The 26,320-nt window shown below is 73.6% G+C and carries 24 protein-coding genes; 10 read left to right on the top strand and 14 right to left on the bottom strand.

Annotation, left to right across the window (positions count from 1 at the left end):
- Positions 1-151: 151 nt before the first annotated feature.
- From AB6L24_RS29895 to AB6L24_RS29880, 4 genes are all read right to left on the bottom strand, one after another.
- Positions 152-1,375, bottom strand: a complete 1,224-nt coding sequence (locus AB6L24_RS29895) for a hypothetical protein (protein ID WP_405660375.1) — start codon at positions 1,373-1,375, stop codon at positions 152-154.
- Positions 1,376-1,728: 353 nt separating this feature from the next.
- The gene (locus tag AB6L24_RS29890) at positions 1,729-2,670 is read right to left on the bottom strand and encodes an N-acetylneuraminate synthase family protein (RefSeq protein ID WP_030363491.1); all 942 of its coding nucleotides are present in this window, start codon (positions 2,668-2,670) and stop codon (positions 1,729-1,731) included.
- A 13-nt stretch (positions 2,671-2,683) separates the two neighbouring features.
- On the bottom strand, positions 2,684-3,988 hold the full coding sequence (locus AB6L24_RS29885) for an N-acylneuraminate cytidylyltransferase (RefSeq protein ID WP_030363492.1): 1,305 nt from the start codon (positions 3,986-3,988) through the stop codon (positions 2,684-2,686).
- Between the two features lie 239 nt (positions 3,989-4,227).
- Complete coding sequence (locus AB6L24_RS29880) at positions 4,228-5,589, bottom strand: DUF6716 putative glycosyltransferase (protein ID WP_405660372.1); 1,362 nt, start codon at positions 5,587-5,589, stop codon at positions 4,228-4,230.
- Between the two features lie 198 nt (positions 5,590-5,787).
- Here AB6L24_RS29880 and AB6L24_RS29875 point away from each other — a divergent pair, with 198 nt between their 5' ends.
- From AB6L24_RS29875 to AB6L24_RS29865, 3 genes are all read left to right on the top strand, one after another.
- Positions 5,788-6,768 (top strand): glycosyltransferase family 2 protein, encoded by a 981-nt coding sequence (locus AB6L24_RS29875; protein ID WP_405660370.1) that lies wholly within the window; start codon positions 5,788-5,790, stop codon positions 6,766-6,768.
- Between the two features lie 17 nt (positions 6,769-6,785).
- The gene (locus AB6L24_RS29870) at positions 6,786-8,192 is read left to right on the top strand and encodes a polysialyltransferase family glycosyltransferase (RefSeq protein ID WP_405663421.1); all 1,407 of its coding nucleotides are present in this window, start codon (positions 6,786-6,788) and stop codon (positions 8,190-8,192) included.
- 312 nt (positions 8,193-8,504) lie between these two features.
- Complete coding sequence (locus AB6L24_RS29865) at positions 8,505-9,359, top strand: class I SAM-dependent methyltransferase (RefSeq protein WP_405660367.1); 855 nt, start codon at positions 8,505-8,507, stop codon at positions 9,357-9,359.
- Here AB6L24_RS29865 and AB6L24_RS29860 read toward each other — a convergent pair.
- A complete protein-coding gene (locus tag AB6L24_RS29860; RefSeq protein WP_405660364.1) occupies positions 9,325-10,017 on the bottom strand; it encodes a TetR/AcrR family transcriptional regulator C-terminal domain-containing protein in 693 nt (230 codons plus the stop codon). The two genes, AB6L24_RS29865 and AB6L24_RS29860, sit on opposite strands and share 35 nt — an antisense overlap.
- 89 nt (positions 10,018-10,106) lie before the next feature.
- Here AB6L24_RS29860 and AB6L24_RS29855 point away from each other — a divergent pair, with 89 nt between their 5' ends.
- The 3 genes from AB6L24_RS29855 (at position 10,107) to AB6L24_RS29845 (ending at position 13,114) form a co-directional block, all read left to right on the top strand.
- Positions 10,107-11,576: an FAD-dependent monooxygenase gene (locus AB6L24_RS29855; protein WP_405660362.1), complete on the top strand. Its 1,470-nt coding sequence runs from the start codon at positions 10,107-10,109 to the stop codon at positions 11,574-11,576.
- Entirely contained in the window at positions 11,573-12,109 is a 537-nt protein-coding gene (locus AB6L24_RS29850) for a MarR family winged helix-turn-helix transcriptional regulator (RefSeq protein ID WP_405660359.1), read from the top strand. Before AB6L24_RS29855 ends, AB6L24_RS29850 begins: the two co-directional genes overlap by 4 nt.
- 75 nt (positions 12,110-12,184) lie before the next feature.
- Positions 12,185-13,114 (top strand): L,D-transpeptidase family protein, encoded by a 930-nt coding sequence (locus AB6L24_RS29845; RefSeq protein WP_405660356.1) that lies wholly within the window; start codon positions 12,185-12,187, stop codon positions 13,112-13,114.
- A 280-nt stretch (positions 13,115-13,394) separates the two neighbouring features.
- On the opposite strand, the gene AB6L24_RS29840 is transcribed toward AB6L24_RS29845, so the two are convergent.
- The 3 genes from AB6L24_RS29840 to AB6L24_RS29830 form a co-directional block, all read right to left on the bottom strand.
- Positions 13,395-14,630 carry a hypothetical protein gene (locus AB6L24_RS29840; RefSeq protein WP_405660355.1) on the bottom strand — a complete coding sequence of 412 codons (1,236 nt, stop codon included), beginning with the start codon at positions 14,628-14,630 and terminating at the stop codon, positions 13,395-13,397.
- Positions 14,630-15,301: an RNA polymerase sigma factor gene (locus AB6L24_RS29835; protein ID WP_405660353.1), complete on the bottom strand. Its 672-nt coding sequence runs from the start codon at positions 15,299-15,301 to the stop codon at positions 14,630-14,632. The genes AB6L24_RS29840 and AB6L24_RS29835 overlap by 1 nt, the downstream gene beginning before the upstream one ends.
- Before the next feature lie 327 nt (positions 15,302-15,628).
- Positions 15,629-16,447 carry a hypothetical protein gene (locus tag AB6L24_RS29830; protein ID WP_405660351.1) on the bottom strand — a complete coding sequence of 273 codons (819 nt, stop codon included), beginning with the start codon at positions 16,445-16,447 and terminating at the stop codon, positions 15,629-15,631.
- A gap of 317 nt (positions 16,448-16,764) precedes the next feature.
- Between AB6L24_RS29830 and AB6L24_RS29825 the strand changes: the two genes are divergently transcribed.
- Complete coding sequence (locus AB6L24_RS29825) at positions 16,765-18,204, top strand: FG-GAP-like repeat-containing protein (protein ID WP_405660348.1); 1,440 nt, start codon at positions 16,765-16,767, stop codon at positions 18,202-18,204.
- Positions 18,205-18,234: 30 nt separating this feature from the next.
- Here AB6L24_RS29825 and AB6L24_RS29820 read toward each other — a convergent pair whose 3' ends face one another.
- On the bottom strand, positions 18,235-18,933 hold the full coding sequence (locus AB6L24_RS29820) for a TetR/AcrR family transcriptional regulator (protein WP_405660346.1): 699 nt from the start codon (positions 18,931-18,933) through the stop codon (positions 18,235-18,237).
- 48 nt (positions 18,934-18,981) lie between these two features.
- Between AB6L24_RS29820 and AB6L24_RS29815 the strand changes: the two genes are divergently transcribed.
- Positions 18,982-20,562, top strand: a complete 1,581-nt coding sequence (locus tag AB6L24_RS29815; RefSeq protein WP_405660344.1) for an FAD-dependent oxidoreductase — start codon at positions 18,982-18,984, stop codon at positions 20,560-20,562.
- Between the two features lie 40 nt (positions 20,563-20,602).
- Here the strand turns inward: AB6L24_RS29815 and AB6L24_RS29810 are convergent, their stop codons facing one another.
- From AB6L24_RS29810 to AB6L24_RS29790, 5 genes are all read right to left on the bottom strand, one after another.
- Entirely contained in the window at positions 20,603-21,301 is a 699-nt protein-coding gene (locus AB6L24_RS29810; RefSeq protein WP_405660341.1) for a hypothetical protein, read from the bottom strand.
- Between the two features lie 116 nt (positions 21,302-21,417).
- The gene (locus tag AB6L24_RS29805) at positions 21,418-21,921 is read right to left on the bottom strand and encodes a hypothetical protein (protein WP_405660339.1); all 504 of its coding nucleotides are present in this window, start codon (positions 21,919-21,921) and stop codon (positions 21,418-21,420) included.
- A gap of 159 nt (positions 21,922-22,080) precedes the next feature.
- Positions 22,081-22,797 (bottom strand): DUF4328 domain-containing protein, encoded by a 717-nt coding sequence (locus tag AB6L24_RS29800; protein ID WP_405660337.1) that lies wholly within the window; start codon positions 22,795-22,797, stop codon positions 22,081-22,083.
- Positions 22,798-23,045: 248 nt separating this feature from the next.
- Complete coding sequence (locus tag AB6L24_RS29795) at positions 23,046-24,671, bottom strand: beta-N-acetylhexosaminidase (RefSeq protein ID WP_405660334.1); 1,626 nt, start codon at positions 24,669-24,671, stop codon at positions 23,046-23,048.
- Positions 24,668-25,009, bottom strand: coding sequence for a hypothetical protein (locus AB6L24_RS29790; protein ID WP_405660333.1), 342 nt, complete (start codon positions 25,007-25,009; stop codon positions 24,668-24,670). The genes AB6L24_RS29795 and AB6L24_RS29790 overlap by 4 nt, the downstream gene beginning before the upstream one ends.
- Before the next feature lie 218 nt (positions 25,010-25,227).
- Here AB6L24_RS29790 and AB6L24_RS29785 point away from each other — a divergent pair, with 218 nt between their 5' ends.
- Positions 25,228-25,791, top strand: a complete 564-nt coding sequence (locus AB6L24_RS29785; protein WP_405663418.1) for a 2-oxo-4-hydroxy-4-carboxy-5-ureidoimidazoline decarboxylase — start codon at positions 25,228-25,230, stop codon at positions 25,789-25,791.
- A gap of 148 nt (positions 25,792-25,939) precedes the next feature.
- Positions 25,940-26,320, top strand: coding sequence for a succinate dehydrogenase, cytochrome b556 subunit (gene sdhC / locus AB6L24_RS29780; protein ID WP_078619514.1), 381 nt, complete (start codon positions 25,940-25,942; stop codon positions 26,318-26,320).

Raw genomic sequence — 26,320 nt, 5'->3', positions numbered from 1 at the left:
AGCCGGAGTTCGCCATCAGCAAGCATGGAGGACAGGGATGCCGTTTTTCGGCCAGGTGGGCGGAGCGGGCAGGTCCTGATGTCACGCACCGCAGTCGAAAGATTTTGCCAAGTAGCCGCCGGTGTGACGGGGGCGAGCCGCACGCCCCCGTCTATGCCGGGGCCGTCTGTCCCACCGTCGAAGGCGACCCCGCGGCAGGTCCAAGGCCCCCCGAGCCCTCCGCAGCCACGGAAGCATCGACCTCCGAAGCCAGCCGATGCACATCCCGCGCCGTCCCCGTGACCCCCGACAAGAACCCCTGCGCCCGGGGCGACGCCGTGTCGGTGAGCCAGGACGGGTCGATGTCCATGACGGCGACCTTGACCTCGGTGCCGGCGAGGGCGAGGGGGAGGGTGTGGACGACGGTGGAGGGGAAGCTGAGGATGGTGCGGCCGATGGGGCCCCTGCGGGCGATGAGTTCGAGGGGGAGGTCGGGGCGTACGACCTGGAGGCCCGTGTCGACTGCCAGGCGGTGGAGTTTCTCCGCGCTCTCGCGGCGGTGCGCGAAGTAGCGCGTCGCGCCGTGCGTCCGCGCCAGCGCCGCCACCGCGTCCACATAGCGGTCCAGGTCCACCACGCCCGTCTCCACGAGCGACGTGCCGACCAGGTCCGCGCCCTTGGTGATGCGCGGCGGGCCGAAGCGGGCCCTGGTCCAGGCGAAGGCGTTCGGCGTGACCGTCACGCCGTCCGGCGCCGACTCGATCGGCATCGACGAGAACACCTCGACCGTGCGGTCGCCGTTCGGCGTCAGGCGGCGGCGTGCCTTCGACGACACCGGCATGAACACCATGTCCCGCGCGCCCGGGCGGCCGCCCCTGCGGTGCCAGCGCACCAGGCGTTCGCCGCGCGCCAGTTGGGAGATGAACTCCATCGTCGCGGTGCCGTCGTCCACGACCACCAGGTCGCGGGCGCGCGTGATCGACAGGAGCAGTTGTACGTAGCGGGAGAACGGGTCGCCGATCACTATCCGGTGGGCCCTGCGCAGCGGTCCCGCCAGGCCGCCGATCGTGTGGAAGGGCGCCGTGGTGCCGCCCCGCGCCTCCTCCCAGCGCACATGGAAGCCCTCGCCGCGCGCCAGTTCGCACATGCGGCGCAGCTGGCCCCGGGTCATGGGGTCGGTGGGCGAGAGGACGACGAGGGTGAGGGCGCGGGGTTCAGGGGTGGCCGACGGGTGGGGTGCGGTGTCGGGGTCCCAGTCCCCCTCCGGCCCCCCGGCCACCCCCGCCGCGTACGCCCACTCCAGCACGTTCAGCAACTGCACCGGCGACTCGACGAACGCCAGCGTGCCGCCGTCGGTCGTCGGGGTGGCGGTGCGCCGACCGCTTCGTACTGACATGAGTCCTCCCGTGTACAGCGGTGCGGCGGTCCCCCGTGGAGCCGCCGGAGGTCCGGCCGGGCGGGCCGGATCCGACCCGGCCCCGGTGGCCGGGGCCTGAGCCGACGAAGCCGCGGTCTCCGGGAGCGGAGACCGCGGGACGCGCCGCCCGGGACTGCGGGGCGCGGAAGCCGGCGCCCCGGTGGTCCCGGGGGCGCCGACGTGCGGACGGACGGGTCGGGGCGGGCGGGTCCGGGCAGTCGTCCTGCCCGGAGCCGCCCGGCACCACATCCGCGTCCGCATCCACATCCGCGTCCGCGTCCGCGTCCGCGTCCGCGTTCACATGCGTGTCCGTCCGCGTGTTCCTGTGCGCGTCAGACCGCGACCGGCTCGCGGTCACCCGACTCCGACTCGGCGACGACGCCCGCGACGCGGCGCAGCTTCTTCATCGGGCCGAGCTCGGACTCGTACACCTTCTTGACGCCGTCGCCGAGCGAGGCCTCGATGGTGCGGATGTCGCGGACGAGGCGGGACAGGCCCTGCGGCTCGACGGAGGCGGCCTGGTCGGAGCCCCACATCGCGCGGTCGAGGGTGATGTGGCGCTCGACGAAGGTGGCGCCGAGGGCGACGGCCGCGAGGGTGGTCTGCAGGCCCGTCTCGTGGCCGGAGTAGCCGATCGGGACGTTCGGGTACTCGGCCTGGAGGGTGTTGATGACGCGGAGGTTCAGCTCCTCGGCCTTCGCCGGGTACGTCGACGTGGCGTGGCAGAGGAGGATGTTGTCCGAGCCGAGGACCTCGACCGCGTGGCGGATCTGCTTCGGGGTGGACATGCCCGTGGAGAGGATGACCGTGCGGCCCGTCGCGCGCAGGGCGCGGAGCAGCTCGTCGTCCGTGAGGGATGCGGAGGCGACCTTGTGGGCCGGGACGTCGAACTTCTCCAGGAAGGCGACGGCCTCGGTGTCCCACGGGGACGCGAACCAGTCGATGCCGCGCTTGGCGCAGTGCTCGCTGATGGCCTGGTACTCGGACTCGCCGAACTCCACGCGGTGGCGGTAGTCGATGTACGTCATCCGGCCCCAGGGGGTGTCGCGCTCGATGTCCCACTGGTCGCGCGGGGTGCAGATCTCCGGGGTGCGCTTCTGGAACTTCACCGCGTCGCAGCCGGCGTCGGCGGCCACGTCGATGAGCGCGAAGGCGTTCTCCAGGTCGCCGTTGTGGTTGATGCCGATCTCACCCGTGATGTAGACGGGGTGGCCGGGTCCCGCGGTCTTCGAACCGAAGGTGCGCAGGCGGTCGTTGGAGGACGTGTTGCTCATGGGGGGACTTTCCTTAACTGTTGAGGGAGGGGCCGAGGATCCAGGCGGCGATCTCTCGGATCGCGCCGTCACCGCCGGGGACGGAGGTGACCGCGCGTGCGGCGCCGCGTACGACGTCGTGGGCGCTCGCGACCGCCACGGGCCAGCCGACGAGGCCGAAGCACGGGAGGTCATTGACGTCGTTGCCGACGTAGAGCACGCGCTCGGGAGCGATGCCCTGCTCCTCGCACCACTGCTTCAGTGCGAGGTCTTTGCGGTCGATGCCGTGCAGGACGGGGATCTTGAGCTTCCGTCCGCGGGCGGCGACGACCGGGTTCTGTTCCGTGGACAGGATCAGCATCGTCAGGCCCGACCTGCGCAGGGCGGCGATGCCGAGGCCGTCACCGCGGTGCACGGTGACGAACTCCCGTCCGTCGGAGTCGATCAGCACCCTGTCGTCGGTCTGTGTGCCGTCGAAGTCGAGTACGACCGCGTCGATGTCGTCGCGGGTCGGGAGGGCGCCGTCGCGGTCCGCGTCGAAGAGCGGGGCGAGGGCGCGGGCGCGGGCGAGGTCGTGCGGGTCGTCGATCTCCAGGACCCGCGCGGGGTCGGTGCGGACGAGTTCCGTGTGCCCGAAGAAGCGGTGCTTGTGGGTACGGAAACCGGTGGCCGCCATGCCGTAGACCGCGCCGGTCTCCAGGAGGTCCTGGGGGCGGTCCTGGCGGCGGGGGCGGAAGGACTTGTCGTGGTTGACGCCGTAGCCGCCGGAGGTGGTGGTGTCGGTGACGACGGTGGTCGTCCCGCCCTCGGCCGCGGTGCGCTCGCCCTCTATGGCGGGCGGCTCGTCGCTCGCGTCGCGCCACACGAAGCCGTGGAAGGGGGCGACGGTGTGCGCGGTGTCGGCGCCGCCGCGGGTGATCGCGCCGACCACGCCGTCGACGTCCTCGCGGACGATGAAGGGGCTGGTGCACTGCACGAGCAGGACCACGTCGACGGTGACGCCGTGCCGCTGCTCGTAGCCGTCCATGGCGTGCAGGACCGCGGCCTCGCTGGTCGCGGTGTCCCCGGCGATGGCGGCGGGGCGCAGCACGACCTCGGCCCCGGCGGCCCGCGCGGTCTCGGCGATCACCGTGTCGTCGGTGGACACGACGACGTCGGTGACCAGCGGCGAGGCCACGCAGGCGCGGATCGCCCGGGCCACCAGCGGGACGCCGCCGACCGGCGCGAGGTTCTTGGCGGGCACGCCCTTGGAGCCGCCGCGCGCGGGGATGACGGCGAGGACGCGGCGCACCGGTTCGCCCTCCGGGTGGGACGGGCCCGCTGGGTGGGGCTTGGACATGGAGGCTCCTTCAGGGATGCCTGGTGGGGGGCTGGTCGGGGCGGCGGGCCGGGGGAAGGGGGTGGGGTCCGGGGTGGACCGCGTGGGGGCGGTCGGCCCGGGCTGGGCGGGCGCGGTCGGCCCCGGGTGGGCGGGCGCGGTCGGCCCCGGGTGGGCCGGTGTCTGGGGCGGGATCGCGGCGGCTTCGGAGCCCGCCGCCCCCGTCGCGCTCACAGCTCGCCCGCCGGCCCCGGGCCCCCTCACAGCTCCCCCATCCGCCGGATCACCGGCGCCACCCGCTGCACGCCGTGCCGGTACGCCCCGCGCGCCGCGCTGCGGACGGCCTGGCGGACCGGGCCGGGGTCGCGGTCGGCGGCGGGGGCGCCGGGGAGCGGGGTGGCGTCGGGGCCGAGGTGGTGGCGGGCCAGGATGCCGGGGAGGTAGCCGGGGGCGGTGACCTCGGTGTAGTACGGCTGGATCGGCGGGAGCGAGCCGTCGCGGGCGCGGCCGGTCAGCTTCGCCACCCGCTCGCGGGCCGCGTCGAACGCCGTCTCGTACGCCCCGTCGGCGGCGACGCCCTGGCGCGCGACCCAGTCGGGGTCGGGCTCGGGGCTCTGTCCTGCGTCGAGCTGGTCCCAGGAGGCGAGGCAGCCGGAGCCGATGAAGGCGTGGTTGCCGAGGGCCTCGCGGATGCCGAGGTCGGTGAGGACGGCCGTCGGGATGCGCCGGTGCAGCGCTTCGAGGGCGGCGGTGGAGCTGACCGTGACGAGCAGGTCGGTGCGGTCGAGGACCTCGCCCATGTGCCCGTAGACGAGGCGGAAGTTGGCTGGCTGCTCCTCGCCGCGGACCAGCTTCTGGTACGGCAGCTCCTCGATGTGCGTGGTGTGCTCGCCGGGCTTGCTGCGCAGCTTGAGCAGGACCTCGCGCTCGGGGTGGCGGCGGGCGTGCTGGATGAGGCGGGACAGCAGGTAGGCCCGGTCGGCCCGCTTCTCCGGCACGGAGGGCTGGGCGGCGAAGACGACGGTGTAGGGGTCGCGGGGCGCGTACGGCTCGCCGCCGAGGAACGGCAGCGCGGCCTCCACGACGCCGGACGCGTCGGCGCCCACGCCCTCGTACACGGCGCGGAACCGCTCCGCGTCCTGACGGGAGTTGGCGAGGACGACGTCCGCGCCGTGCCGCAGGAGCAGTCCGTCGGCCAGCTTCTCGTAGACGACGCCGACGTAGCCGGTGACGACGACGGGACGGCGGGCCGCGCCGGCGAAGGCGCGGGCGAGGCCGTGCAGGACGGCCTGGACGGCGCCGCCGACGAGGGCGAGCACGATGACGTCGGGGACGCCGGGGGCGCCGGGCGCGTCCTCGTCACGGCCTGACCCCACCGCGTTCAGGAACTCGATGGCGGTGACCTCGCGCATGGTGTCCGCGCGCACCCCGACCTCTTCGAGCTGGCGGGGGGTGGGGGTGGCCCGGCCGCGGAGCAGATAACCGTCGAGGCGGAGGTCCGGTGCGGCCTCTTCGCCCTCGGCGGCTCCCGTGAGGCGCTTCGCGGTGAGCGAGCCCCATTTCCACCGGGTGTCGGAGTCGGCGAGCACGGCGACCCGCGTCGTCTTGTTGCTTACTGGCACAGCGAAGACGCTAGGAAGGCATTCCGATTGATGGCCCAACTCAGGTGCAACAAACGGTTAACAGCATGCCGACGAATGGCGAAGGGGGCTGGCAAACGTGTGACGGGGTGCCCGGTTAACCATTCCGCCACGCTTCGTTCACCTGACATCCCACTGCGGGACAAGACGAATGCCGGGCCGACACCTAACGTCTCGCACGTGGTTAAGCTCTCCGTCATCGTGCCGTTCTACAACGTGCAGCAATACGCGCCCGACACCTTGAAGTCCCTGCACGCGAACGTGCGTGGAGACTTCGAATTCATTTTCGTCGACGACTGTTCGACGGACGAAACCCCGGACGTGCTCGAGCGTGCCGCGCGCGAGCTGCCCGGCGCCGTCCACCTCAGACATGAACAGAACGGGGGCCTGGCCACGGCCCGCAACACGGGTCTGGACGCGGCCCGCGGCGAGTACATCACCTTCCTCGACGGCGACGACTGGCTCGCGCCCGGATACTACGAGCAACTGCTCCGCGCGATCGAGGAGTTGGGCTGCGACTTCGTCCGCACCGACCATGTGCAGTGCACCGCGCGCGCCCGCAGCGTGCACCGGGTGCCGCACGGCCTGCGCGGCGTGGTGATGTCGCCGCGCGACGTGATCCTGCCCGCCGACCGCTCCACGTCCGTGGACTACGCCTTCGCCTGGGCCGGGATGTACCACCGCCGCCTGCTCGACCAGGGCCTGCTGCACTTCACGCACGGGCTGCGCACGGCCGAGGACCGGCCGTGGATCTGGCGGCTGCACCGGGAGGCGAAGTCGTTCGCCGCGGTGGGGCTGCTCGGCGTCTTCTACCGGCGCGGGGTCGCCTCGTCGCTCACGCAGATCGGCGACGTCCGCCAGCTCGACTTCATCAAGGCGTTCGACCAGGTGGTGCGGGAGACGGCCGAGGACCGCGACGCGGACGTCCTGCTGCCGAAGGCCGTGCGCACGTACTGCGCGATCATCTCCCACCACCTGGGATCCATCGAAAGGTTCGAGCCGGCCGTGGCCCGGAAACTGAAGTCGCTGAGCGCCGCCGCGCTCAAGCGCATGCCGCAGGGCGTCCTCGACGAGGCCCTGGACTCCATGGACGTGCAGCGCGCGACCCGCCTTCGCCGACTGCGCCGCCGCGCCGTCGGCGCCGGGGAGGTGGCCGCGTGAGCCCCGCAGGCCAGGCCGTGCCCGACCCGCACGCCGCCGCCCTCGCCGCCGCGCGCCCCGACGCCCGCCGCCGCACCACGCAGATCTTCTTCGCGTCCACGCTGTACGGCGTCGCCACCCTGGCCGCCGCCCTGGACGCCGACCGCTTCGGCCCGGCCGACCGGCGCGTCCTGCTGATCGCCAACAACGCGGCGACCCCGGAGACCACGCCGTCCGTCGACACGATGCCCGGCTTCGAGCGGCTGCGCGGCCGCTTCGACGACGTGCTCTCCTGGAACGAGGCGATCTCGCCGTTCCACCCGGGCAGTTGGTCCCCGCGCGGCGACGACCTGCCGCTGTGGCAGCGCTATCTGCGGCTCGCCTGGGACCTCGGCGACGACAACGTCGAGCTGGCGGTGGAGTCCATCCAGGTCAACCCGGCGCTCGCGCTGTCGCAGATCTTCACGGGCGCGCCCGTCGACGTCTACGCCGACGGCCTGATGAGCTACGGCCCCACCCGCAACAAGATCGACCCACTGGTCGGCACCCGGGTGCGGCGGCTGCTCCACCTCGACCTGGTGCCAGGCCTCAAGCCGCTGCTGCTCACCGAGTTCGGCGTCGAGCCCGAACTCGTACCGACCGACACGTTCCTGAAGGTCCTCGGCGAACTCGCCGACGGCGAGGCGGACTCGGGCGCCCTGGACGCCCTTTCGCGGATCGGCGAACCGGCGCTGCTGCTCGGCCAGTACCTCTCCGCCCTCAACATCCTCACCACCGAGGAGGAAGAGGACCTGCACGCGCGGATGCTGCGCGGCGCGGCGGCGCTCGGGCACAAGCGGGTGGTGTTCAAGCCCCACCCGACGGCCCCCGCGCGCTGGTCGCGGCAGCTGGAACAGGAGGCGGAGCGGCTCGGCGTGGAGCTGACCGTCCTGGAGTCGCCGGTTCTCGCCGAAGTGCTCTACCAGCGGATGCGGCCGGCCCTCGTCGTCGGCTGCTTCTCCACGGCGCTGCTCACGGCCTCCGCGTTCTACGACCTGCCGGTGGCGCGCATCGGCACGGAGACGCTCCTGGAGCGCCTGAAGCCGTACGAGAACAGCAACCGCATCCCGGTCACGCTGGTCGACGCGCTGCTGCCCGACCTCGGCGACCGCGAGGCCGTCTCCGGGCGGCGCGCGGAGCCGGACACGGCGGCGCTGAGCGGTCTGGTGCGCGCGGTGGGCTTCGCCATGCAGCCCAAGATCTACCCGAGCCTGCGCCCGGCCACGGAGCGCTATCTCGCGACGCAGCTGAACGAGCGCACCTGGCGGTACTTCAAGAAGCGCAGGCTGACCGCGCTCGCGCTGCCCGGCGGGATCCCGGTGCAGCTCGCGTTCATCCCGCGCAACGCGGCGGTGCGCAAGGTGGCGCGGCGGGCCCGGTCGATCAAGCGGGCGGCGCTGGGCTGAGCCGGGGCGTTGTGCCGCGGTTTCCGGGGTGCGAGGCATCGGCGTGCCGCGCACCCCGGCTGCGGGTAAGGTGAAAATCCGCTCGCGTTCACGGGGAATTCATCTTCCCGGACCTTCTCGGCCGTTCCTGCGGATGTCCAAAAGCAGCATTGCGGCACGCGCCTTGACCGCTTCCGGGGTATCCCCTAGTTTCCCGGGAAGCTTGCGTCCGCAACAAGAGAGTGGTTTTCCCTCATGCCTGCTGCGCACGACATATCCACGCCGCCGCAAGAGCTCAGTGACGTTCCCGGCTGGTTCCCGAATCTTGATCAAATGCTGTTCGACTGGCTGCTGACCCGGCAGGAGAGCCGGGGAGTTCGGGGCGATCTCCTGGAGATCGGCGTCTACATGGGCAAGAGTGCGATTTTCCTCGGCCATCATCTGGTCGACGGCGAGGGCTACACGGTCTGTGACCTCTTCGAGGACGAGGCACCGGACGGCGCCAACAAGGCGGAGTCCGACAAGTCCTACCCGACGCTGACCAAGCAGGTCTTCGAGCGGAACTACCTGTCGTTCCACGACGCGTTGCCGCGCGTCCTGCGCGCACCCAGCTCGGTGGTGCCGGACGAGGTCACGCCGAAGTCCTGCCGGTTCGTGCACGTCGACGCCTCGCACCTGTACGAGCACGTGCACGGCGACATCGGCGCGGCCAGGGACACGCTGCTGCCCGAGGGCATCGTGGTCCTGGACGACTTCCGCTCCGAGCACACGCCGGGCGTGTCCATAGCGGCCTGGGAGGCGGTGCTCAACCGCGGCCTGAAGCCGATCTGCCTGAGCACGCAGAAGCTGTACGGCACCTGGGACGAGCCGGGGCCCGTGCAGGAGGAGCTGCTCGACATGGTGCGGCGGCGGGACGACTGCCATCTGAGCGTGCAGGAGGCCGCCGGGCACCGGATCATCCGGGTCAAGTCCAAGAAGGGCATGCGGGCCCCCGAGTTCCCGCCCTCACGGCACTACCGCGCCCCCTCGGCCACCCGGCCCGCCTCCCAGGACCACGGCGCCCGCACCGCCGCGCAGCCCCCCGCGCCCGGGGCCAGGCGCCCCGCCGCCGCCCGCGCCCGCCGCCTCGCCGCCGACCTGCTCCCGCCGGTCGTCACGCGGGCCGTGCGCCGGGGCCGAGCAGGGTGACGCCGACCCCGGCCACCACCGCCGCGAGGCCCGCCTCGAAGCCGTCCTCGTAGCCCCGGAACATCTCCTCGCCCGCGGCCGCGGCCAGCGGGTAGTCCTTCAGGCGCTCGGCGCGCGCGGCGAGGTCGTACCCCTCGCCGCCCGCGCCCTCAGCGCCCTCAGCGCCCCCTGAGCCCGCCGCCCCCGGGCGCGGCGCCGTGGCCTGCTCCTCGATGACGTACCCGATGGTGTAGCTCGTCGCGGTCACCAGGGCGCGGGCCGCCGCGCGCGGGGTGAAGCCCGCCTCGGTGAGGCGGCGCAGCTGGGCCTCCACGGGCGCCGCGTACGACGTGTCCGTGAAGTACGTGCCGCTGTAGACCTTCGCGCCGTCGCGGTGGCGCAGGAGCATGCGGCGCAGGGCGCGCATCGCCGTCGTGACGGAGGTCTGCCAGTCGGCGTCCGGTACGCCCGCGAGGTCGGCCGCCGCGCCGCGCACCATCTCCGTCGCCATCTCGTCGAGCAGCGCCTGCTTGTCCTTGAAGTGCCAGTACAGAGCCGGGGCCTTGACGTCCAGCTCCTTGGCGATGGCGCGCAGGGTCAGGCCGTCGAGCCCGGTCTCGTTCAGGAGGTCGAGCGCGACGCGCGCCACCCGCCGCCGGTCCAGTCGTGTCGTAGCCACCTTGACAACTTAACACCGTTAAGCGCATCCTCGGAGGCATGGCACTTAACAGCGTTAAGGCAATGGGTGGAAACCCCCAGGAATCACCGATGGCCGCCACGACCGACGTCCTGGTCGTCGGCGCGGGCCCCACCGGGCTGACCCTCGCCTGCGACCTGGCCCGCCGGGGCGTGCGCGCCGTCGTCGTGGAGCGGGCGGCGGGCCTCTTCCCCGGTTCGCGCGGCAAGGGCGTGCAGCCGCGCACGCTGGAGGTCTTCGACGACCTCGGGGTGGTGGCGGCGATCCTGGCGGCGGGCTACGAGCCGCCGGTCGGGATGGTGTGGCGGGACGGCGTCCGGCAGGGCGAGTACCGCATGTTCGACGAGCCGGAGCCGGTGGACTCGGCGCCGTACGCGGGTCCGGTGCTCGTGCCGCAGTGGCGCACGCAGGAGATCCTGTACGCCCGCCTGACGGAGCTGGGCGGGTCGGTCGCCTTCGGCACGGAGGTCACCGGGATCGCGCAGGACGCGGACGGGGTCACGGCGAGCCTTGCGGGCGGCGGCACGGTCCGCGCGGCGTACGCGGTGGCGGCCGACGGCGGGCGCTCCGCCGTGCGGCGCGCGCTCGGCATCGGCATGACGGGCGAGACGGTGGACCCGCAGCCGATGCTGGTGGCCGACATACGCATCGCCGACGGCGCGCTCGACCGGGACAACTGGCATGTGTTCCCGGCGGCCGGCGCCCACCCGTCCGAAGGGGCCGCGAGCGGCGGCGACTTCGCGGCGATCTGCCCGCTGCCGGGGATCCCGGACTTCCAGCTGGTCGCCCGGTTCACGGGCGGCGCCGAGCCCGACCTCTCCCCCGACGGCGTACGCGAAGCGGTGGCCGCGCGCACCCACCTCACCGCCGCCGACGTCACCGAGGTCCGCTGGGCCTCCGACTTCCGGCCGCGTGCCGCGCTCGCGGACGCCTTCCGCTCCGGGCGCGTCTTCCTCGCGGGCGACGCGGCGCACGTGCACTCCCCGGCGGGCGGCCAGGGCCTGAACACCAGCGTGCAGGACGCCTACAACCTGGGCTGGAAGCTGGGCGCGGTGCTGCGGCACGGGGCGGACACGGGGCTGCTCGACACGTACGAGGAGGAGCGGCGGGCGGTCGCCGCGCGGATGCTCGACCTGTCCACGCGCATCCACCACGGCACCGGCAGGCGCGGCGCGGCCACCCGCCAACTCGGCCTGGGCTACCGGGAATCCACCCTCTCCCTGGACACGTCGACAGCCACCTCCGACAGCGCCCCGCGGGCGGGCGACCGCGCCCCGGACGCCCCGCTGGGCGCCGGACGCCTCTTCGACGCTCTGCGCGGCCCGCACTTCACGCTGCTCGCGGTGGCCACGGACGCCGAACTCCCGTCGCTGGACGGCGACATGGCGCACGTACAGCGCACAGGCGACTGCGCCCCCTACGAACCGGGGCTGTACCTGATCCGTCCGGACGGATACCTGGCCTGGACGGGACAGCACGAAGAGGACCTCAGGAAGTATTTGACCTCAACCAAACTTGAGGTCCTAAGTTCAGGGACATGACGAACACGAATGCGAACACGACCGCGACCACCACGACCACCACCGCCCCCCGGAGGAAGCCCCCCTTCGCCCCGTCCCACAGCGACGCCGGCCTGATCGACCAGCCCATCGGCTACTGGAGTTCGGCGGCGGGCAAGGCCGTCGTGCACCACATCCGCGCCATGCTCGCCGAGAACGGGCTGACCCAGCCCCAGTGGTGGGTCCTGAACCAGGTCGTCGGCCACGAGAACGGCCGCGACCGCAAGGAGGTCGTCCAAGTCCTGCGCGGCTACCTGGAGTTCGGCGAGGGCCCGCTGGAGCACGACATCGACTCCCTGATCGGCCGGGGCCTGCTCACCCAGGACCCGGACGTCGCGGGCGCCCCGCTGCACGTCACGGACGCGGGCGCGGAGCTGCGCGACCGGGTCGCCGCACTGCAGGAGCGGACGCGTGCGGAGATCCACGAGGGCATCGACGACGCGGACTACGTACAGGCCCTGAAGGTCCTCCAGCGCATGATCCACAACGTGGACGGGCAGGCCTGGCACCACTGACGCAGGCTTCCCAAGCATTCGCCAATGGGAAACACTTCGGGGTGTGTTGTCCGGTGGAGCGGTGTGGGGGATGCGATGAGCAGGGACGCGATAGCCAGGGGACGCGCGGCGGCGGGAGCCGTCGTCGCCCTGGCCCTGGCGTGCGGGTGCACGGCACAGGCCGTGGAGACGGCGGGCAAGGACGAGAAGTCGCCAACCACCCGGCCGCCTTCGGCCAACTCCTCGCCCACGCCGAGCGAATCACCCCTGAAGAAGATGAAGTCCCCGGTTTCGCGTGCCGAGTTGCCGCAGTCGAGGACTCCGGACGTGCCGTCCACGCCGCCGCCCCGGCCGCGCACGAGCACTCCGCCGCCCCCGGCCCCGCCGGAGCCGGGCCCGGTCGTCCTGGCGCGCGGACAGGACGGCAAGAAGGTGCGGGAACTCCAGGCGCGGCTGCGGCAGATCGGCTGGTTCGGGCAGCACCCGACGGGGACGTACGGCCCGGTCACGGCGACCGCGGTCGAGGGCTTCCAGGGCAAGCGCGGACTCCTTCGCACCGGCGCGACCGACACCCGCACCTGGGACAGGCTGCTCGCCATGACGCGCGAGCCGACGCGGCACGAGCTGTACCCCGACGGCGGCATGCCGCCCGCCAAGCCGGACCGGCGCTGTCTGACCGGCCGGGTCATGTGCATCAGCAAGGAGAGCCGCACGCTGACCTGGATGGTCGACGGCAAGGCCGTGACGACGGTCGACGTCCGCTTCGGCTCGGAGTTCACGCCGACGCGCGAGGGCGAGTTCCAGGTGTTCTGGAAGAACCGCGACCACGTCTCGACGCTGTACGACACCCCGATGCCCTACGCCATGTTCTTCAGCGGCGGCCAGGCCGTGCACTACTCGTCCGACTTCGCAGCCAGGGGCTACAACGGCGCCTCACACGGCTGCGTGAACGTACGCGACAAGAAGGGCATCGCAAAGCTCTTCAAGCAGGTCAAAACGGGCGACAAGGTAGTCATCTACAAGTAACCCCAACCGCTCCGCAACCACCCATTGAGCAACCCCAACGGCGATCAATTTGGTCCGCGAGAGCGGCGCCGGTTTAGGCGCAAAGAGCGGCGCGGGCGGGATCGGGGGAACGTATCCCGCCCGCGCCAGTGGCACTGAGCCGTAGGTACGGGGGGAACCCCGGCTCGTGCGCAGCCGATGACCAGTCGGCTCACTTCTTACTGCGCCGCCGATTCGGAAAACGTCACACCCTGGGGGTGCGGCCTGGATCACACTTTCGTGGCGGGTGCACGGAGTGCGGTCAGCGGACCGGCAGGGCGCTGTACGAGGCCGAGGGGCGCGGCAGCGGGGCGGGCAGCATGACGGGCGGGGCGTGGCCGCCGGAGCCGCCGCCGCTGTGGCCGTCGCCGGGGCCGTGGTCGCCGCCTCCGTTGTGCCCGTCGTCGCCGCCGTCGCCCTGGCCGCCGTCGCCGCCGCCGTGGCCGTCGTCGCCCTTGCCGCCGCCCTTGTTGCCGTCGAGGACGCGCTCGCAGAACCGCTGGACGCGTTCGGCGCCGCGCGCGGCCTCTTCCAGGCGGCGGCGCTTGTCGCCCTGGAGGGCGCCGCTGCGGTAGTCGCGGCAGGCGGAGATCACGCGCTTGCGCCACTTCCTGGCGTCGCCGCGCTGCTCGCCCTCGCCCGTGCCGGGGCCGGGGCCCTTGTCCGGCTTGTCAGCTTTGTCCTTGTCGCCGCCGGTGCCCGCCGTCTGGCCGGGGGACTTGGTGTCCTCGGGCGGCGTGCTGCGCTCGGGGCGCTGGGACGGGTCGTCCTCGGGGGCGGAGCTGACGTCGTCGGGTACCTCATCAGGCGGGTCGACGGCGTCGTCGGAGGGTGTGCTGAGCGGCTGCTCCGGCGTCTCCACCGGGGACGCGCTGGTCGCGGGGCCCTGCTCGGTCCGTGTGAACGGCGAGGGGATCACCCCGGCCCCGGCCGCGACGGCGACTCCGCCGGCCATGCAGGCGGCGAGCGCGGCGGCGACGCCGAGGCGGACGGGCCGCGCCCAGCGGGTGGGGCGGGGGGCGGTGCGGCCGATGCGGACGGCCTGGTCGGCCGGGCCGGTCCGGCCGGTCCGGTCGGGGGGCGTGGCCAGGGCGGTGGGCGTGCCGGACGCACCGGGCCCACTGGGACCACTGGGCGCACCGGACCCGCTGAGCGCACCAGGCCCACTGTGCGCACCCGCACCGGATACACCGGCGGCCCCGGAAACCTCACTCGCCCCAGCAACCCCACCGGCCCCCCGAGCAGCCCGGAACGCCGCCAGCGCCCCCGCCTCACCGGGCAGTTCGGCCTTCACGGCGGGGGTGGTCGCGGGAGCGGCTTCGGCGGGACTCGACGGGGTGGGCGGGGTGGGCGGGGTGGGCGCGCGGAGTGCGATCAAGGCCTCGGTGAGGCGTTCCGCCTGTTCGCGCTCGTGATCGCCGATGCCGTCGAGCCGCTCGCCGCGGAGCAATCGCTCCGCCGCATCGCGGTCCAGCCACTTGTACTGCTCGTCGGCCATCACATGTCCTTCTGCGTCCGCGTACGCGAATGCGTCACACACGGGGACGGTGGCACCGCACGTCCGTGCGGGTCAGGCTGCGGGGGTACGGCGCCGAGTCCCCGCCCCTTGGCGGGGTCGTCGGCGCCCATCAGCTCGGCGAGGCGCTTGAGGCCGCGGTGGGCCGCGGTGCGGACCGCGCCGGGGCGTTTGCCCAGCGTCTCGGCGGCGCTCTTGGCGTCGAGGCCGACCACGACCCGCAGCACGACGGCCTCCGCCTGGTCCTGCGGGAGCTGGGCTATGAGGGCGAGGGCGGCGCCGGTGGAGAGGGACTCGATGGCCTCCCCGGCGGTGTCGGCCTCGCCTGGCTTGCCGGTCAGCTCCGTCTCGTCGCCGCCGATGGCGGGGCGGCGGCCGCGCATCCGGATGTGGTCGAGGGCGCGGTTGCGGGCGATGCGCGCGGCCCAGCCGCGGAAGCGGTCCGCGTCGCCGCTGAACCGGTCGAGGTCGCGGGCGATCTGGAGCCACGCCTCGGACGCGACGTCCTCCGCGTCGAGGTCGCCGACGAGCGTACGTACGTAGCCGAGCAGCCGCGGGTGCACGGAGCGGTACACAGTACGGAACGCGGTCTCGTCCCCGTCCTGTGCCGCAAGCACGGCGGCGGTCAGCTCAGCGTCGTCCTCCCCCTGCACTGCGTGCCCCTCTGCGCCTGGTCAGGCGCCGCTCTCACGGGTCTGTCTTCTCGCGGTCGTGCGCCGCTGCACCGCTCGCGGTTCTCCGGTCGGCGGTCGCGTAGGTGGGTCGCAACGCGGCGCGAACCTGCACGCTACGGCGTGAAACCGGTGCGCGTCCATGTTTGTACAACATGCAACTAGCGGGTGACGGATCGCGGTGTGACAGAAAACGCACCCGGGACGCAGAAGGGAGTACGGACCGCCACGCGGTTCGTGCCGTGTGACGGCCGGGGCCTCTCCTGTGGGGGGTGGCGGCCCCGGCCGCTCACTCGCCGGCGGTGCGGCTCAGACCTCGAAGAGGTCGGCCCCCGCCGGTCCCCCGAACTCGCTCGCGTCGACGACCTCGGCCGCGGGCGGCGTCGCCACCTGGAACGGCTCGTTGTAGTCGGACAGCTTCAGGACCCGGCGCTCGCCGTTCTGCTCGGCCTCGTAGGCCGTGATGCGGTGCCGGCCCTCGGCGGCGACGTACATGACGTTCTTGTCGCCGGGCTCCACGTCGACGACCGGGATGACCCGCCGGCCGTGGCGGTACGTCGGCTGCTCGGCCCGGACGGTGCCGTTGAAGTCCTCGTCGCCGAGGCCGTCGAACGCCTGGGACAGACTGCCCAGGTCGCACATGCCCTTGGAGAACGCGACCTTGTCCGTCGGCATCCGCAGGAACTTGCCGCGGACCAGCGCGACCCGCTGCCTGATCCCCGCGGCGGCGGCCGGGTCCTGTGCCTCGGCCTGGGCGAGCAGTCCGTCCAGCGAGGCCTCGCTGAAACGTATGTGGGTGGCGCCGCCCTTGACCACGAGCAGCTCGCCGCGCTGCCCCTGGCCGCCGTCGAACGTGCCCGTGCAGTTGGCGTCGCGGTCGACGCGCAGCGAGACCTCGATGCGCTGGGCCGTGCCCGCGGTCGCCGAGCCCTTGGTGATCGCGGCGTTCAGACGCAGCGACCGCGCCGACGTGAGCTGCCGCATGCCCTCCGTGGCGAGCTGCGCGCCGCGCGCCTGGTCCGGCGGCAGTTGCTGCTCGAAGGTCCCGTCGAGCCGCACCGGCTTGTCGTCGGTGCCGCAGGCCGTCAGCGTGGCCGCCGTCGCCGCGGCCACGAGCACAGCGGCCACGCCCCGGGACCGGCTCCGGCGCCCGCCGCCCCGCGTCCCGTGCCCCGTCCTCAGCCCCACAGTGCCCACCCGTCCCGCCGACCTTTCCCGTTCCCGACCTCGCACACGGGCGCCCGCGTGTTCGCGTACGCCTTCTCACGCTTTTCTCATGCAACTCGTCCCATGAACCCTGCGTGGCCGTCCGCCCGGTTGTCACACCAGCGCGATGAGGGAAAGGTCACGCGGCATTTCGCCCCGTCCTGTACAACCCTTCCGTTCCTCGGGCAGTCATACGAACTCGCTGATTCACCAGGAGCTCACCAGAGGGGTTGGGGCATTTGAGCCTGCGAAAGGCGCATCGCGGGGCGTGGCTGGCCGTCGGGGCGGTCGTGCTCGGCGGCACCGGAGTCATGGCGGGCACGGGGACGGCGGCGTACGCGGCCGACGCGACGCCCGCCGCGCCCACGGCCGACTTCGACCGCGACGGCACCGCGGACCTCGTCGTGGCCACGCCGCGCGCGTCCGGCGCGAAGGGGTCGGTGACCGTCGTGCCGGGCGGCACGGGCGGTCCTGCGGCCGGGAAGAAGAAGACGCTCACGCAGTCCAGCACGGGCGTGCCGGGCGTGAGCGAGTCCGGCGACGAGTGGGGCGCGGCCACGGCCTGGGGCGACATCGACGGCGACGGCAACGCGGACCTCGTGATCGGCGCGCCGGGCGAGGACGACACCTCGGGCCACAAGGACCGCGGTGCCGTGACGATGCTGTACGGCCCGAAGTTCACGTCCGGCACGGACATGCAGCTGTCCGAGGACTTCGCCTACGGCGGCGCCCGGTTCGGCTCGGCGGTCGCCGTCGGCGACTTCGACGCCGACGGCAAGGCGGACGTGTTCGCCGCGGCCACGGGCACGGGCGGCAGCTGGTCGGCGCGGTTCGCGGCGGGCCGCGAGACGGCGGGCACCGTCACGTCCGGCGACCGGGCCATCGCGTACGCGGACGCCGCTTCCGGCGACTTCAACGGCGACAAGTACGCCGACGTGGCCCTCACCTACCGCGACGCGGCCGGGCAGGGGAAGGTCGTCTGGTTCAAGGGCACCCGCTCCGGGCTCAGCCGCGTGAGCACGCTGACGGCCAAGGGCGGCCGGGCGGTCGCGGCGGGCGACGTGACCGGTGACGGCCGCGACGACCTGGTCATCGGCCAGCCGTACACCTCGGAGTCCGGCGCGCACGCGGGCGGCCAGGTGACGGTGGTGCCCGGCACGTCGTCGGGCCTGTCATCGGCCGGGGCGACCACGGTCCACCAGGCGAGCCCCGGAGTGGTGGGCGCCGCCGAGGCGGGCGACGCGCTCGGCTGGTCGGTGGCGGTGGGCGACGTCGACAAGGACGGGCACGCGGACGTGCTCGCGGGCGCCCCCGGCGAGGACATCACGCGCGCGGGCAAGTCCCGTACGGACGCCGGAACGTCACTGCTCTTCAAGGGCACCGCGTCCGGCCTGACGGGCGCGGGCGCGCTCGCCGTCAGCCAGGACGAGCCCGACGTGCCCGGCTCCACCGAGTCCGGCGACCGGCTCGGCTCGGCCGTCTCGCTGGCCGACTTCGACGGCGACGGCCGCGCGGACCTCGCGATCGGCGCGGACGGCGAGGACGAGGGCGCGGGGACGGTCCTGCAGGTGGACACCGACGCCTCGGGGGCACCGGTGCTCAAGAGCGGGGTCTACTACGGGCGTACGCAGCTCGGCACGCCCGCGACGGCGCACCTGGGCGAGGCGCTCACGCCCTGACAGACCCCGGCGCGGGGTGCGCTCGAGCGATCACGGAGCGGGCGGTGCCCCGGGTCCGGCCTCGGCAGGCCGGGGCCCGGGCACCGCCCGCTCCAGTGCGTCGAAGGCCCGGTGGACCAGCGCGCGGTGTCCCGCGGCGGCCTCGTCGACGCCGGTGCCCGCGAGCTGGCGGCGGGCCGTCGTGGCGTACGCGGTGCGGTAGGCCGCCGTCGTCAGGGCGGCCGTGAGGCGGGTGTCGTCCCCGGGCGCCGCGGGGTCCTCGCCCGCGGCCCCGGCGAGGGCCGCCGCGAGGGCGCCCTCCAGCTCCTCCAGGGCCTCGCGGGCGCGGGAGCGCAGCGCGGGCGAGTCGAGGACGACCTGCCAGAAGCGCGGGAAGGACTCGCCGACGGCGCCGAACGGGTGCCGTTCGTCGAGGAGTTCGAGGGCGCGGCGGCGCAGGGCGGCGAGCGGCGTCTCGTCCGGGCGGCGGTCGGCGACGGCCCGGGTCACCGTCTCGACGGCCTCCGGGACGCGGTCGAGGAACAGGTCCTCCTTCCGCGCGAAGTGGTTGAAGACCGTCATCGTCGAGACCTCGGCCGCGGCCGCCACCTCCGCGACGGTCACCTGCTCGAAGCCGCGCCGCAGGATCAGCAGCGTCGCCTCGTCGGCGATGCGCTGCCGGGTCCGCCGCTTCTTGCGCTCCCGCAGGCCGAGCTCCTCGTCCCGCGGCGGCCCCGTATGCCTCTCCATGACCATCACTATACTCGCTATAAACTTTTAGCGACTACAGTCAATTGCATGACGGCGAACTCATGCGACGTGGTCGTGGCCGGCGGCGGCCCCGTGGGCCTGATGCTGGCCTGCGAACTCCGGCTCGGCGGCGCCTCCGTGGTCGTCCTCGAACGGCTCACGGAGATCGACAGGACCATCAAGGCCGGCGCGGTGAACACCCCGAGCGCCGAGGCCTTCCACCGGCGCGGCCTGCTCCCCGCCCTCGCGGCCGAACAGGAGCGCACCCTGCGGAAGTTCAGGGAGTTCGCCGGGCGGCACACGGCGGCGCCCGGCACCCCGGCGAGCCCGACCACCCCGGCCGCCCCTGTCAAAGTGGCCCCGCGCTTCGCCGGGCACTTCGCGGGGATCCCGCTGAGCGCCGACCTCCTGGACGCGGACGACCCCGACTTCGAGGGCCGGGGCCCCGCCGACCGCGTCGGCCTGGTGCCGCAGGCCACGGTCGAGGAGGTGCTCGCGGCCCGCGCCGACGCGCTCGGCGTGGACGTGCGCAGGGGCACGGAGGTGACGGGCTTCGAGCAGCGCGCGGACGGCGTGACCGTGCGGACGTCCGCCGGGGAGCTCCGCGCGGGCTGGCTCGTCGGCTGCGACGGCGGCCGCAGCCTGGTCCGCAAGACCGCGGGCTTCGACTTCCCCGGCACGGAGCCGGAGATCACAGGGCGTCAGGCCCTGGTCGACCTGGAGCACGCCGAGGGCCTGCGCGTCGGCTGGAACAGCACGGCCACCGGGATCTACTCGTACGGCCCGATCCCCGGCCGCGTCCTGACCGTCGAGTTCGACGGCGCTCCCCGGGACCGGGACGCGCCCGTCACGGCGGCGGAGATGCAGACGAGCATCAGGGCCGTGACCGGCGTGGACGTCACCGTCACCCGCGTGCACACCGCGACCCGCTTCACCGACAACGCCCGGCAGGCGACGACGTACCGCAAGGGCCGGGTGCTGCTCGCGGGCGACGCCGCCCACGTCCACTCGCCGTTCGGCGGCCAGGGCCTGAACCTCGGCATCGGCGACGCCCTGAACCTCGGCTGGAAGCTCGCCGCCACCGCGCGCGGCGACGCGCCCGAGGGCCTGCTCGACACCTACACCGCCGAGCGGCATCCCCTCGGCTCCTGGGTCCTGGACTGGACACGGGCGCAGATCGCCCTGATGCGCCCGGACCCGCGGGCGCGCGCCCTGCGGGACATCGTCGGCGACCTGATGGGGACGGTCACCGGCACGACGTACTTCGTCAAGAAGATCTCGGGCGTACGGCAGCGGTACGACCTCGGCGGCTCCCACCCGCTCGTCGGCGCGAGCGCCCCCGACCTCGTGCTCGCCGACGGCGACCGCCTCGCCGACCTGCTCCACGACGGCCGCGCCCTGCTCCTCGACCTCACGGACGACGCGGCGCTGCGGGCCCGCGCCGAGGGGTACGGCGACCGGCTGCGCACGCACACCGCCGCCTGCCCGGACCGGCCGAAGCCGGCGGCCGTGCTGGTGCGTCCGGACGGGTACGTGGCGTGGGCGGCGGACGCCGGGGGTGCGACGGGGTCCGTGCTGGACGAGTTGACGGCGGCACTGGCGCGTTGGCTGGGCGAGCCCGCGTGCTGATCCGCCCGCGGAGACCCGTCGGGCAGGGCTCGGGCAGGACCTAGTCCGCCCCCGCCACCGACCTCCGCGACCGCGACACCACCGCCCGAAGGACCCGCCGCCCCTCGGTCGACACGTCGAGCACCTGGCGCAGCCCGCCGCCGGTGCCCGCGCGGCCGCCGAGCAGTTCGAGGACCCGTACCTGGCGCCGGAGTTCGGCGGCGACGAGCGGTGACACGCCGTCGTTCCCCGCGTCCAGGAGCCGGTGGATCTGCAGGGCGGCGGCCGAGCAGCCGTCGGCCCAGGTCCGCAGGGAGTCGGCCGAGCGGGCGGCGGGGACGGCGTCGAGCATGCGCCGGGCGAGGGCGACGGCGTCGGAGTCCGCACCGGGCCCACGGGGCGCACCGGACCCACGGGACGCACCAGATACACCGGACCCACCGGACGCAGCAGCCCCACCGGACCCATCGGCCCCGAGCACCCCCCGCACCTCCCCCAACGCCCCTTCCCACGCCGTGCCGTCGGCGAGGCTCACCCACAGGGGGCGCAGGACCTGGTCGTCGTCGCCGAGCAGGGGCAGACAGCGGTCGAGGCAGCCGAGGCCGCTGGCGGCCAGGGCCCTCTCGTCGGCGAGGGCGATGAGGTCGACCAGGCTCGGCTGGCCGGTATCCGACGGTCCGGCGGCGCGGAGCGCGCTATCCGGCCATGCGTCGTCCTCCCGCGCCTGCGGGTCGGAACTGGGCAAAGGGCTCGTACTCATGACGTACGCCGTCTCCTGTCGCGGACTGGGCACCTCCGCATGCCCCACTTGCCCTTACTGCGTGCGGAGGCTCAGTAACGTCACAGCGGCCGGAATTCGACGCTGCGCGCGACAGGCTACTGCGGGAACACCCCGAGCCGGTCGAGAAACCGGAAGAACAGTTCTTCCGCGGACGGTTCGGGGTCCGCGGTGAGGACGTCGAGGAGCGCGGCGGTCCTGGCGGTGCGGCCCGACTCGGCGGCCCAGGCGACGGCGCGCTCGGCGGCGTCGCGCGGCTCCAGGAAGTAGTCCTCGACGGTCAGTTCGTCCTCGCCGAGGTAGGAGGCCATCGCCTCGCGGGCCAGACACGTCGTCCACGCGCCGCTCTCCGGCGCCGCCGCCTCGACGACCACGCAGTCGCTGTCCAGGACGTACCCGAAGAGCGCGGGCGCCTGAGTCTCCCGGGCGAGCGCGTTCATGTTGCCGACGTCCACCGAACCGTCGCCCGGGCACTCCCAGACCTGCCAGCCGTCGGGCCGCTCCTCGAGGAGCGTGAGCCGGTCGCGTACGCCCGCCACCGCGGCGAACTCCCCGAGCGGCCGCGCGCTCCTGCCCACGACGTAGTACCCCCAGTAGCCCATCTCCGTGCCCCCGTTGTGCTCGAACCGCTGTTTCCGGCTTCCGGCCGAATACACCACAGGGCGCGTGCGTGCGCCACCGAAAGCACGGATCACGCACAGCACGCGCGGATGATCCACGCGTTCGGCCACGGATGGTCCACGCGCCCCGCGGCGGCCGGCCTAGGCGAAGGGGCGCCCCGGGCCCGAGCGGGCCAGCGCGTCCTGCATCGCGGTGAGCCGGCGCACGAAGAGCATCGCGACGACGGCGGCGGCGATGTTGATGAGGTCGGAGGCCATCAGGGAGACGACGGCCTGCTTGATCTTCTCGGGCTCCTCGGCGGCCCGGTACTGGCGCGAGGCGATCTGCCCGAAGATTCCGGTCGTGAGCCACATCGTCCACCAGGCGTTGAGCAGCGTGCGCCGCTTGTGCTCACGGCCCGCGCCCGGCAGCCAGCGGTCGCCGGAGCTGGCGTCCCAGATGTCGACGGCGATCCGGCGCGGGAACCACAGGTTCGCGATCGGCACGAACCAGCCGCCGATCGCCCAGCCCCGCGACTTGCGGTGCGCGTCCGGCGCGAACACCTCGGCGTTCACGCGCACCCGGTGGAACCAGCAGAGGAAGAGGACGACGGTGCCGAGCATCACCGCGCCCTGGAGGATCCCGGAGACGCCGTACAGCGAGTCGGCCCGGTCGAGGCGGTCCTCGGTGACGGCGCCGTAGTCCCCGTCGATCACGTCGCTCACGACGCCGAAGACCCCGCCGCCCGCCCACAGCGAGAACAGGTCGGCGGCGATGCCGGCCCCGAGCAGCGCCACCGTGGCGTTCGCGAGGCCCGTCGGCGGCTTCAGCCACGCACCGGGCCCGGGGGCGGACGGGGGCGGCGGGGCCGAGGGCATGAGTGGTGGCGTGTACGACATGACGGAGCGGTCCCCCACGGATCGAGAGCGAATGAGCGCCGGGCGAACGGGCGCTGCGAGAGCGAGGCCGCCGCCCACACCCCTCCCCGGGCGTCGGCGCGGCACGACCGGCGCAATGTACGCGTCAGGCCCAGGGGTGTCCACCCGCGGAGCATTCGGGACATCGCTGAATATTCACGGCGGAAGGGGCACCCGAACGCCCGGGGCCGCCGGTCCTGGCCGCGCGTTCAGCGCGCGGGCCGCTCCACCTCGCCCGCGAGCCGCACGAACGCGTCCCACGGCCGCGTCGGCCCCCGCTCGTCCCACAGCTTCTGCGCCGTCGCCCGCAGCGGCATCCGGACCCCGCGCGCCACCTGCTCCTGCGTCTGAGCTCCGGCGAGGTCGCACCAGACGGCGAAGGTGCCGCCGAGGATCCTGCGGTCGTAGGAGGCGGGGACGGGGCGGGTGCCGCGCAGGACCAGGGGGGTCCACTGCTCGTAGATGCGCTGCCCGGTGGGGTAGCGGAAGTCGTTGGGCTGGCCGAGGACGTAGTAGAGGTACTCGTCGTTGTAGTTGAGGACGTCGCGGCCCTCGCGCAGGTACTCGACGGGCTCGCGGGCGCCGATCTCCTTGCCGGTCCAGTACGCGACCTCGATCCGGTCGTCGGCCTCGGTCACTCCGCCGCGGAAGAACCCGTCGTTCCAGGCCCGCACCGCGCGGCCAGGGCCGACCGCCTTCGCCCGGTCGTTCAGCCACGCCGTCGCCAGGTCCTGGACGCGGGCGTCCGGGCCGAGCCGGTCGCGCGCGGCGGCGGCGAGCCGCGGGTAGGACGCCTCGGGGTCGCTGCGGGTCAGCGCCTGGTACTCGTCGGCGCCGAGGTGCCAGCGGGCGCCGGGGAACAGCTCGTCGTACTCGCGCAGCAGGTCGTCGACGATCTCGGCGGCCTTCGGCTTCGCTATGTCGACGGCTCCCTGTGTGGCCACACCCCGGGCGTCGCGCAGTTGCAGGTCGGGGTGGGCGGCTATGACCGCGCCGAGGTGTCCCGGCGAGTCGATCTCCGGTACGACGGTGATGTGCCGCTCGGCGGCGAGGTCGACGATGCGGCGGACCTGCGCCTTGCCGAGGTGGTCGGCGGAGACGACCTCGGGGTGCGAGTCGGACGCGATGCGGAAGGCCTGGTCGTCGGAGAAGTGCAGGCCCAGCTCGTTGTACTTGAGGTCGCCGAGCTCCCGGATCCGGTCCTCGATCCACTCGGCGGAGAAGTGCTTGCGGGCGATGTCGACCATGAAGCCCCGGCGCGGCTTGGCGGGCCGGTCCCGCACGACGCCCTCCGGTGCGGTGCGGCCGCCCGCGACCTCCTGCTTGAGGGTGCGGGTGCCGTAGAAGACCCCGGCCGCGGCGGGCGCGGCTATGCGCACGGTGCGGTCCTTGACGGTGAGGGTGTACGACTCGGCGCCACCGCCGCCCCGCCCCTGGTCCTCGGACAGGTCGAGGCGCACGTCGCCCGCGCGCGGCTTCGCCTCGCCCGCGTACCGCAGCCGCAGCTCCCCGGCGAGCAGCCGGGCCTCGTCCGCGAGGGCCCGGTCCCCGACGACGACCCGGCCGCCGTCGCCCGGCCGCCAGCCGGGGCCGCGGGCGGGGGTGTGCTCGCGGACGGCGGGGACGGTGGCGGGCGCCTCGGAGAGGGCGTACGACTTCGTGGGCGAGGGCGAGCGGGGGGCGGGCTCGGACGCCGTCGCCGTCCCCGGCGTGCGGCCACCGGCACCGGAGCCGCCGCCCCCGTCTCCGGACCCGTCCGGCCAGAACCCGACCGCGAGGGCCACCGCCCCCGCCGCGACGATCCCCGTCCCGACGGCGAGCCGCCCCCGGATCACGACCCGCCCCCCACCGACACGCCCACCGGCCCGGGCGCCGCGCCCGGGACCGCACCCGCCACGGAACCCACGACACTCGCGACGGCCGACATGCCCGCCACCCCGGAAGCCACCCCCGTCCCGAGCACCCCGACGACCATGCCCGGATCCGCCACCCCGCAAGCCACCCCCGTCCCGAGCACCCCGACGACCATGCCCGGATCCGCCACCCCGCAAGCCACCCCCGTCCCGAGCACCCCGACGACCATGCCCGGATCCGCCACCCCGGAAATCACCCCCGCACCCACCGCACCAGAACCCACCGCCGGACCCGCCGCACCAGAAGTCAGAGCCTCCATGCCCCCACGCTAAGCCCGCCCCGGCGCAGCCCGCTCGTCCACCCCACGGGGGCCCGCGCGTCCACCGATCAACCCCAAACTCTCCCATTCGGATGAAATCCGGGTGCCTCACGGACACCTCTCTCCCCTCCCCGCTAGCGTTGCCCCAGACCTCGCGCCGGGATCCCACCCCGCGCCGGGACCACCCGACACCCGCTGCTCTGTGCCGAGGAGCTCCCCTGCCGCCGCACCGCGCCATACCGGACGCCCTGAACGCCGCACAGCCGAAGGACGCCGAGCGCACCCTGCTGACCAGCTGCGGAAGCCGTCACTGGGCCCACCGCGTCGCCGCCCACCGGCCCTACCCCGACCTGGACGCGCTGCTCGCCGCCGCCGACGAGGCGGCCTACGACCTCGCGCCCGACGACCTCGCCGAGGCCCTGGCCGCCGAACCCCTGGAACCCTCGCTCCCGCCCGGCCACGGCTACGAGGCCGCGGCCACCGCCCTGCGCGCCGCCACCGCCGCGTACGAGAGCCGCTTCGGCCACGCCTTCGTGGTCTGCCTCGACGCCGTCGCCCCCAGCGAGGCCCTCGACCACCTGCTCGCCTCCATCCGCGACCGCCTCGGCAACGACCCGGAGGAGGAGCGCGCCGTGGCCGCCGAGGAACTGCGGCGCCTGGCCCGCGGCCGCCTCACCCGCCTGGTCCACGCCCAGGCCGCGCCGACCCCCCGGGACCACCCCGGCGCGCCGCAGGCCCGCCGCGGCGAACCCCGCCGCGATAGCCCGTACGTACCAGTTTGATTGCCTGTTTGATCACACCAGCGGACCCCGGGCGGGGAAGCCGACAACTCGTCGATACGATGTCGAGCGGCCGGTGGACCGTACCCGGCCGGGCTCGTCCGACCGAGAAGCCGGCCGGCCCCAATCCCCGCTCCCGGAGGGTTCTTCCGTGCCGGCTGGAACGCTGTACCGCGGCCGGGAAGGCATGTGGTCATGGGTGGCTCATCGAGTCACCGGTGTCCTCATCTTCTTCTTCCTGTTCGTGCATGTCCTCGACACCGCTCTCGTCCGCGTCTCCCCCGAGGCGTACGACGAAGTCGTGGCCACCTACAAGACACCTCTCGTCGCGCTCCTGGAGTACGGCCTCGTCGCCGCGATCCTCTTCCACGCGCTGAACGGTCTGCGTGTCATCGCCGTCGACTTCTGGTCGAAGGGCCCCCGCTACCAGAAGCAGATGCTCTGGACCGTCGTGGGCATCTGGGTCGTGCTGATGGTCGGCGCGCTCTACCCGGTCCTCGGCCACGCCGTCCGTGAAGTATTCGGGAGCTGA

It is taken from the genome of Streptomyces sp. RK9 (genome assembly GCF_045070545.1).
In the GTDB taxonomy this organism is placed as follows: domain Bacteria; phylum Actinomycetota; class Actinomycetes; order Streptomycetales; family Streptomycetaceae; genus Streptomyces; species Streptomyces alboflavus.
Note: the sequence above shows the minus strand (reverse complement) of the source record. Positions and strands in the feature narration are given on the sequence as shown.

Excerpts from the sequence above, each read along its gene's own strand:
- AB6L24_RS29895 (WP_405660375.1), bottom strand. The coding sequence starts at position 1,375 with ATGTCAGTACGAAGCGGTCGGCGCACCGCCACCCCGACGACCGACGGC.
- AB6L24_RS29815 (WP_405660344.1), top strand. The coding sequence starts at position 18,982 with ATGACGGCGAACTCATGCGACGTGGTCGTGGCCGGCGGCGGCCCCGTG.
- AB6L24_RS29855 (WP_405660362.1), top strand. The coding sequence starts at position 10,107 with ATGGCCGCCACGACCGACGTCCTGGTCGTCGGCGCGGGCCCCACCGGG.
- AB6L24_RS29850 (WP_405660359.1), top strand. The coding sequence starts at position 11,573 with ATGACGAACACGAATGCGAACACGACCGCGACCACCACGACCACCACC.
- AB6L24_RS29800 (WP_405660337.1), bottom strand. The coding sequence starts at position 22,797 with ATGCCCTCGGCCCCGCCGCCCCCGTCCGCCCCCGGGCCCGGTGCGTGG.
- AB6L24_RS29805 (WP_405660339.1), bottom strand. The coding sequence starts at position 21,921 with ATGGGCTACTGGGGGTACTACGTCGTGGGCAGGAGCGCGCGGCCGCTC.
- AB6L24_RS29820 (WP_405660346.1), bottom strand. The coding sequence starts at position 18,933 with ATGGAGAGGCATACGGGGCCGCCGCGGGACGAGGAGCTCGGCCTGCGG.
- AB6L24_RS29890 (WP_030363491.1), bottom strand. The coding sequence starts at position 2,670 with ATGAGCAACACGTCCTCCAACGACCGCCTGCGCACCTTCGGTTCGAAG.
- AB6L24_RS29865 (WP_405660367.1), top strand. The coding sequence starts at position 8,505 with ATGCTGTTCGACTGGCTGCTGACCCGGCAGGAGAGCCGGGGAGTTCGG.
- AB6L24_RS29810 (WP_405660341.1), bottom strand. The coding sequence starts at position 21,301 with ATGAGTACGAGCCCTTTGCCCAGTTCCGACCCGCAGGCGCGGGAGGAC.
- AB6L24_RS29790 (WP_405660333.1), bottom strand. The coding sequence starts at position 25,009 with ATGGAGGCTCTGACTTCTGGTGCGGCGGGTCCGGCGGTGGGTTCTGGT.
- AB6L24_RS29840 (WP_405660355.1), bottom strand. The coding sequence starts at position 14,630 with ATGGCCGACGAGCAGTACAAGTGGCTGGACCGCGATGCGGCGGAGCGA.
- AB6L24_RS29885 (WP_030363492.1), bottom strand. The coding sequence starts at position 3,988 with ATGTCCAAGCCCCACCCAGCGGGCCCGTCCCACCCGGAGGGCGAACCG.
- AB6L24_RS29845 (WP_405660356.1), top strand. The coding sequence starts at position 12,185 with ATGAGCAGGGACGCGATAGCCAGGGGACGCGCGGCGGCGGGAGCCGTC.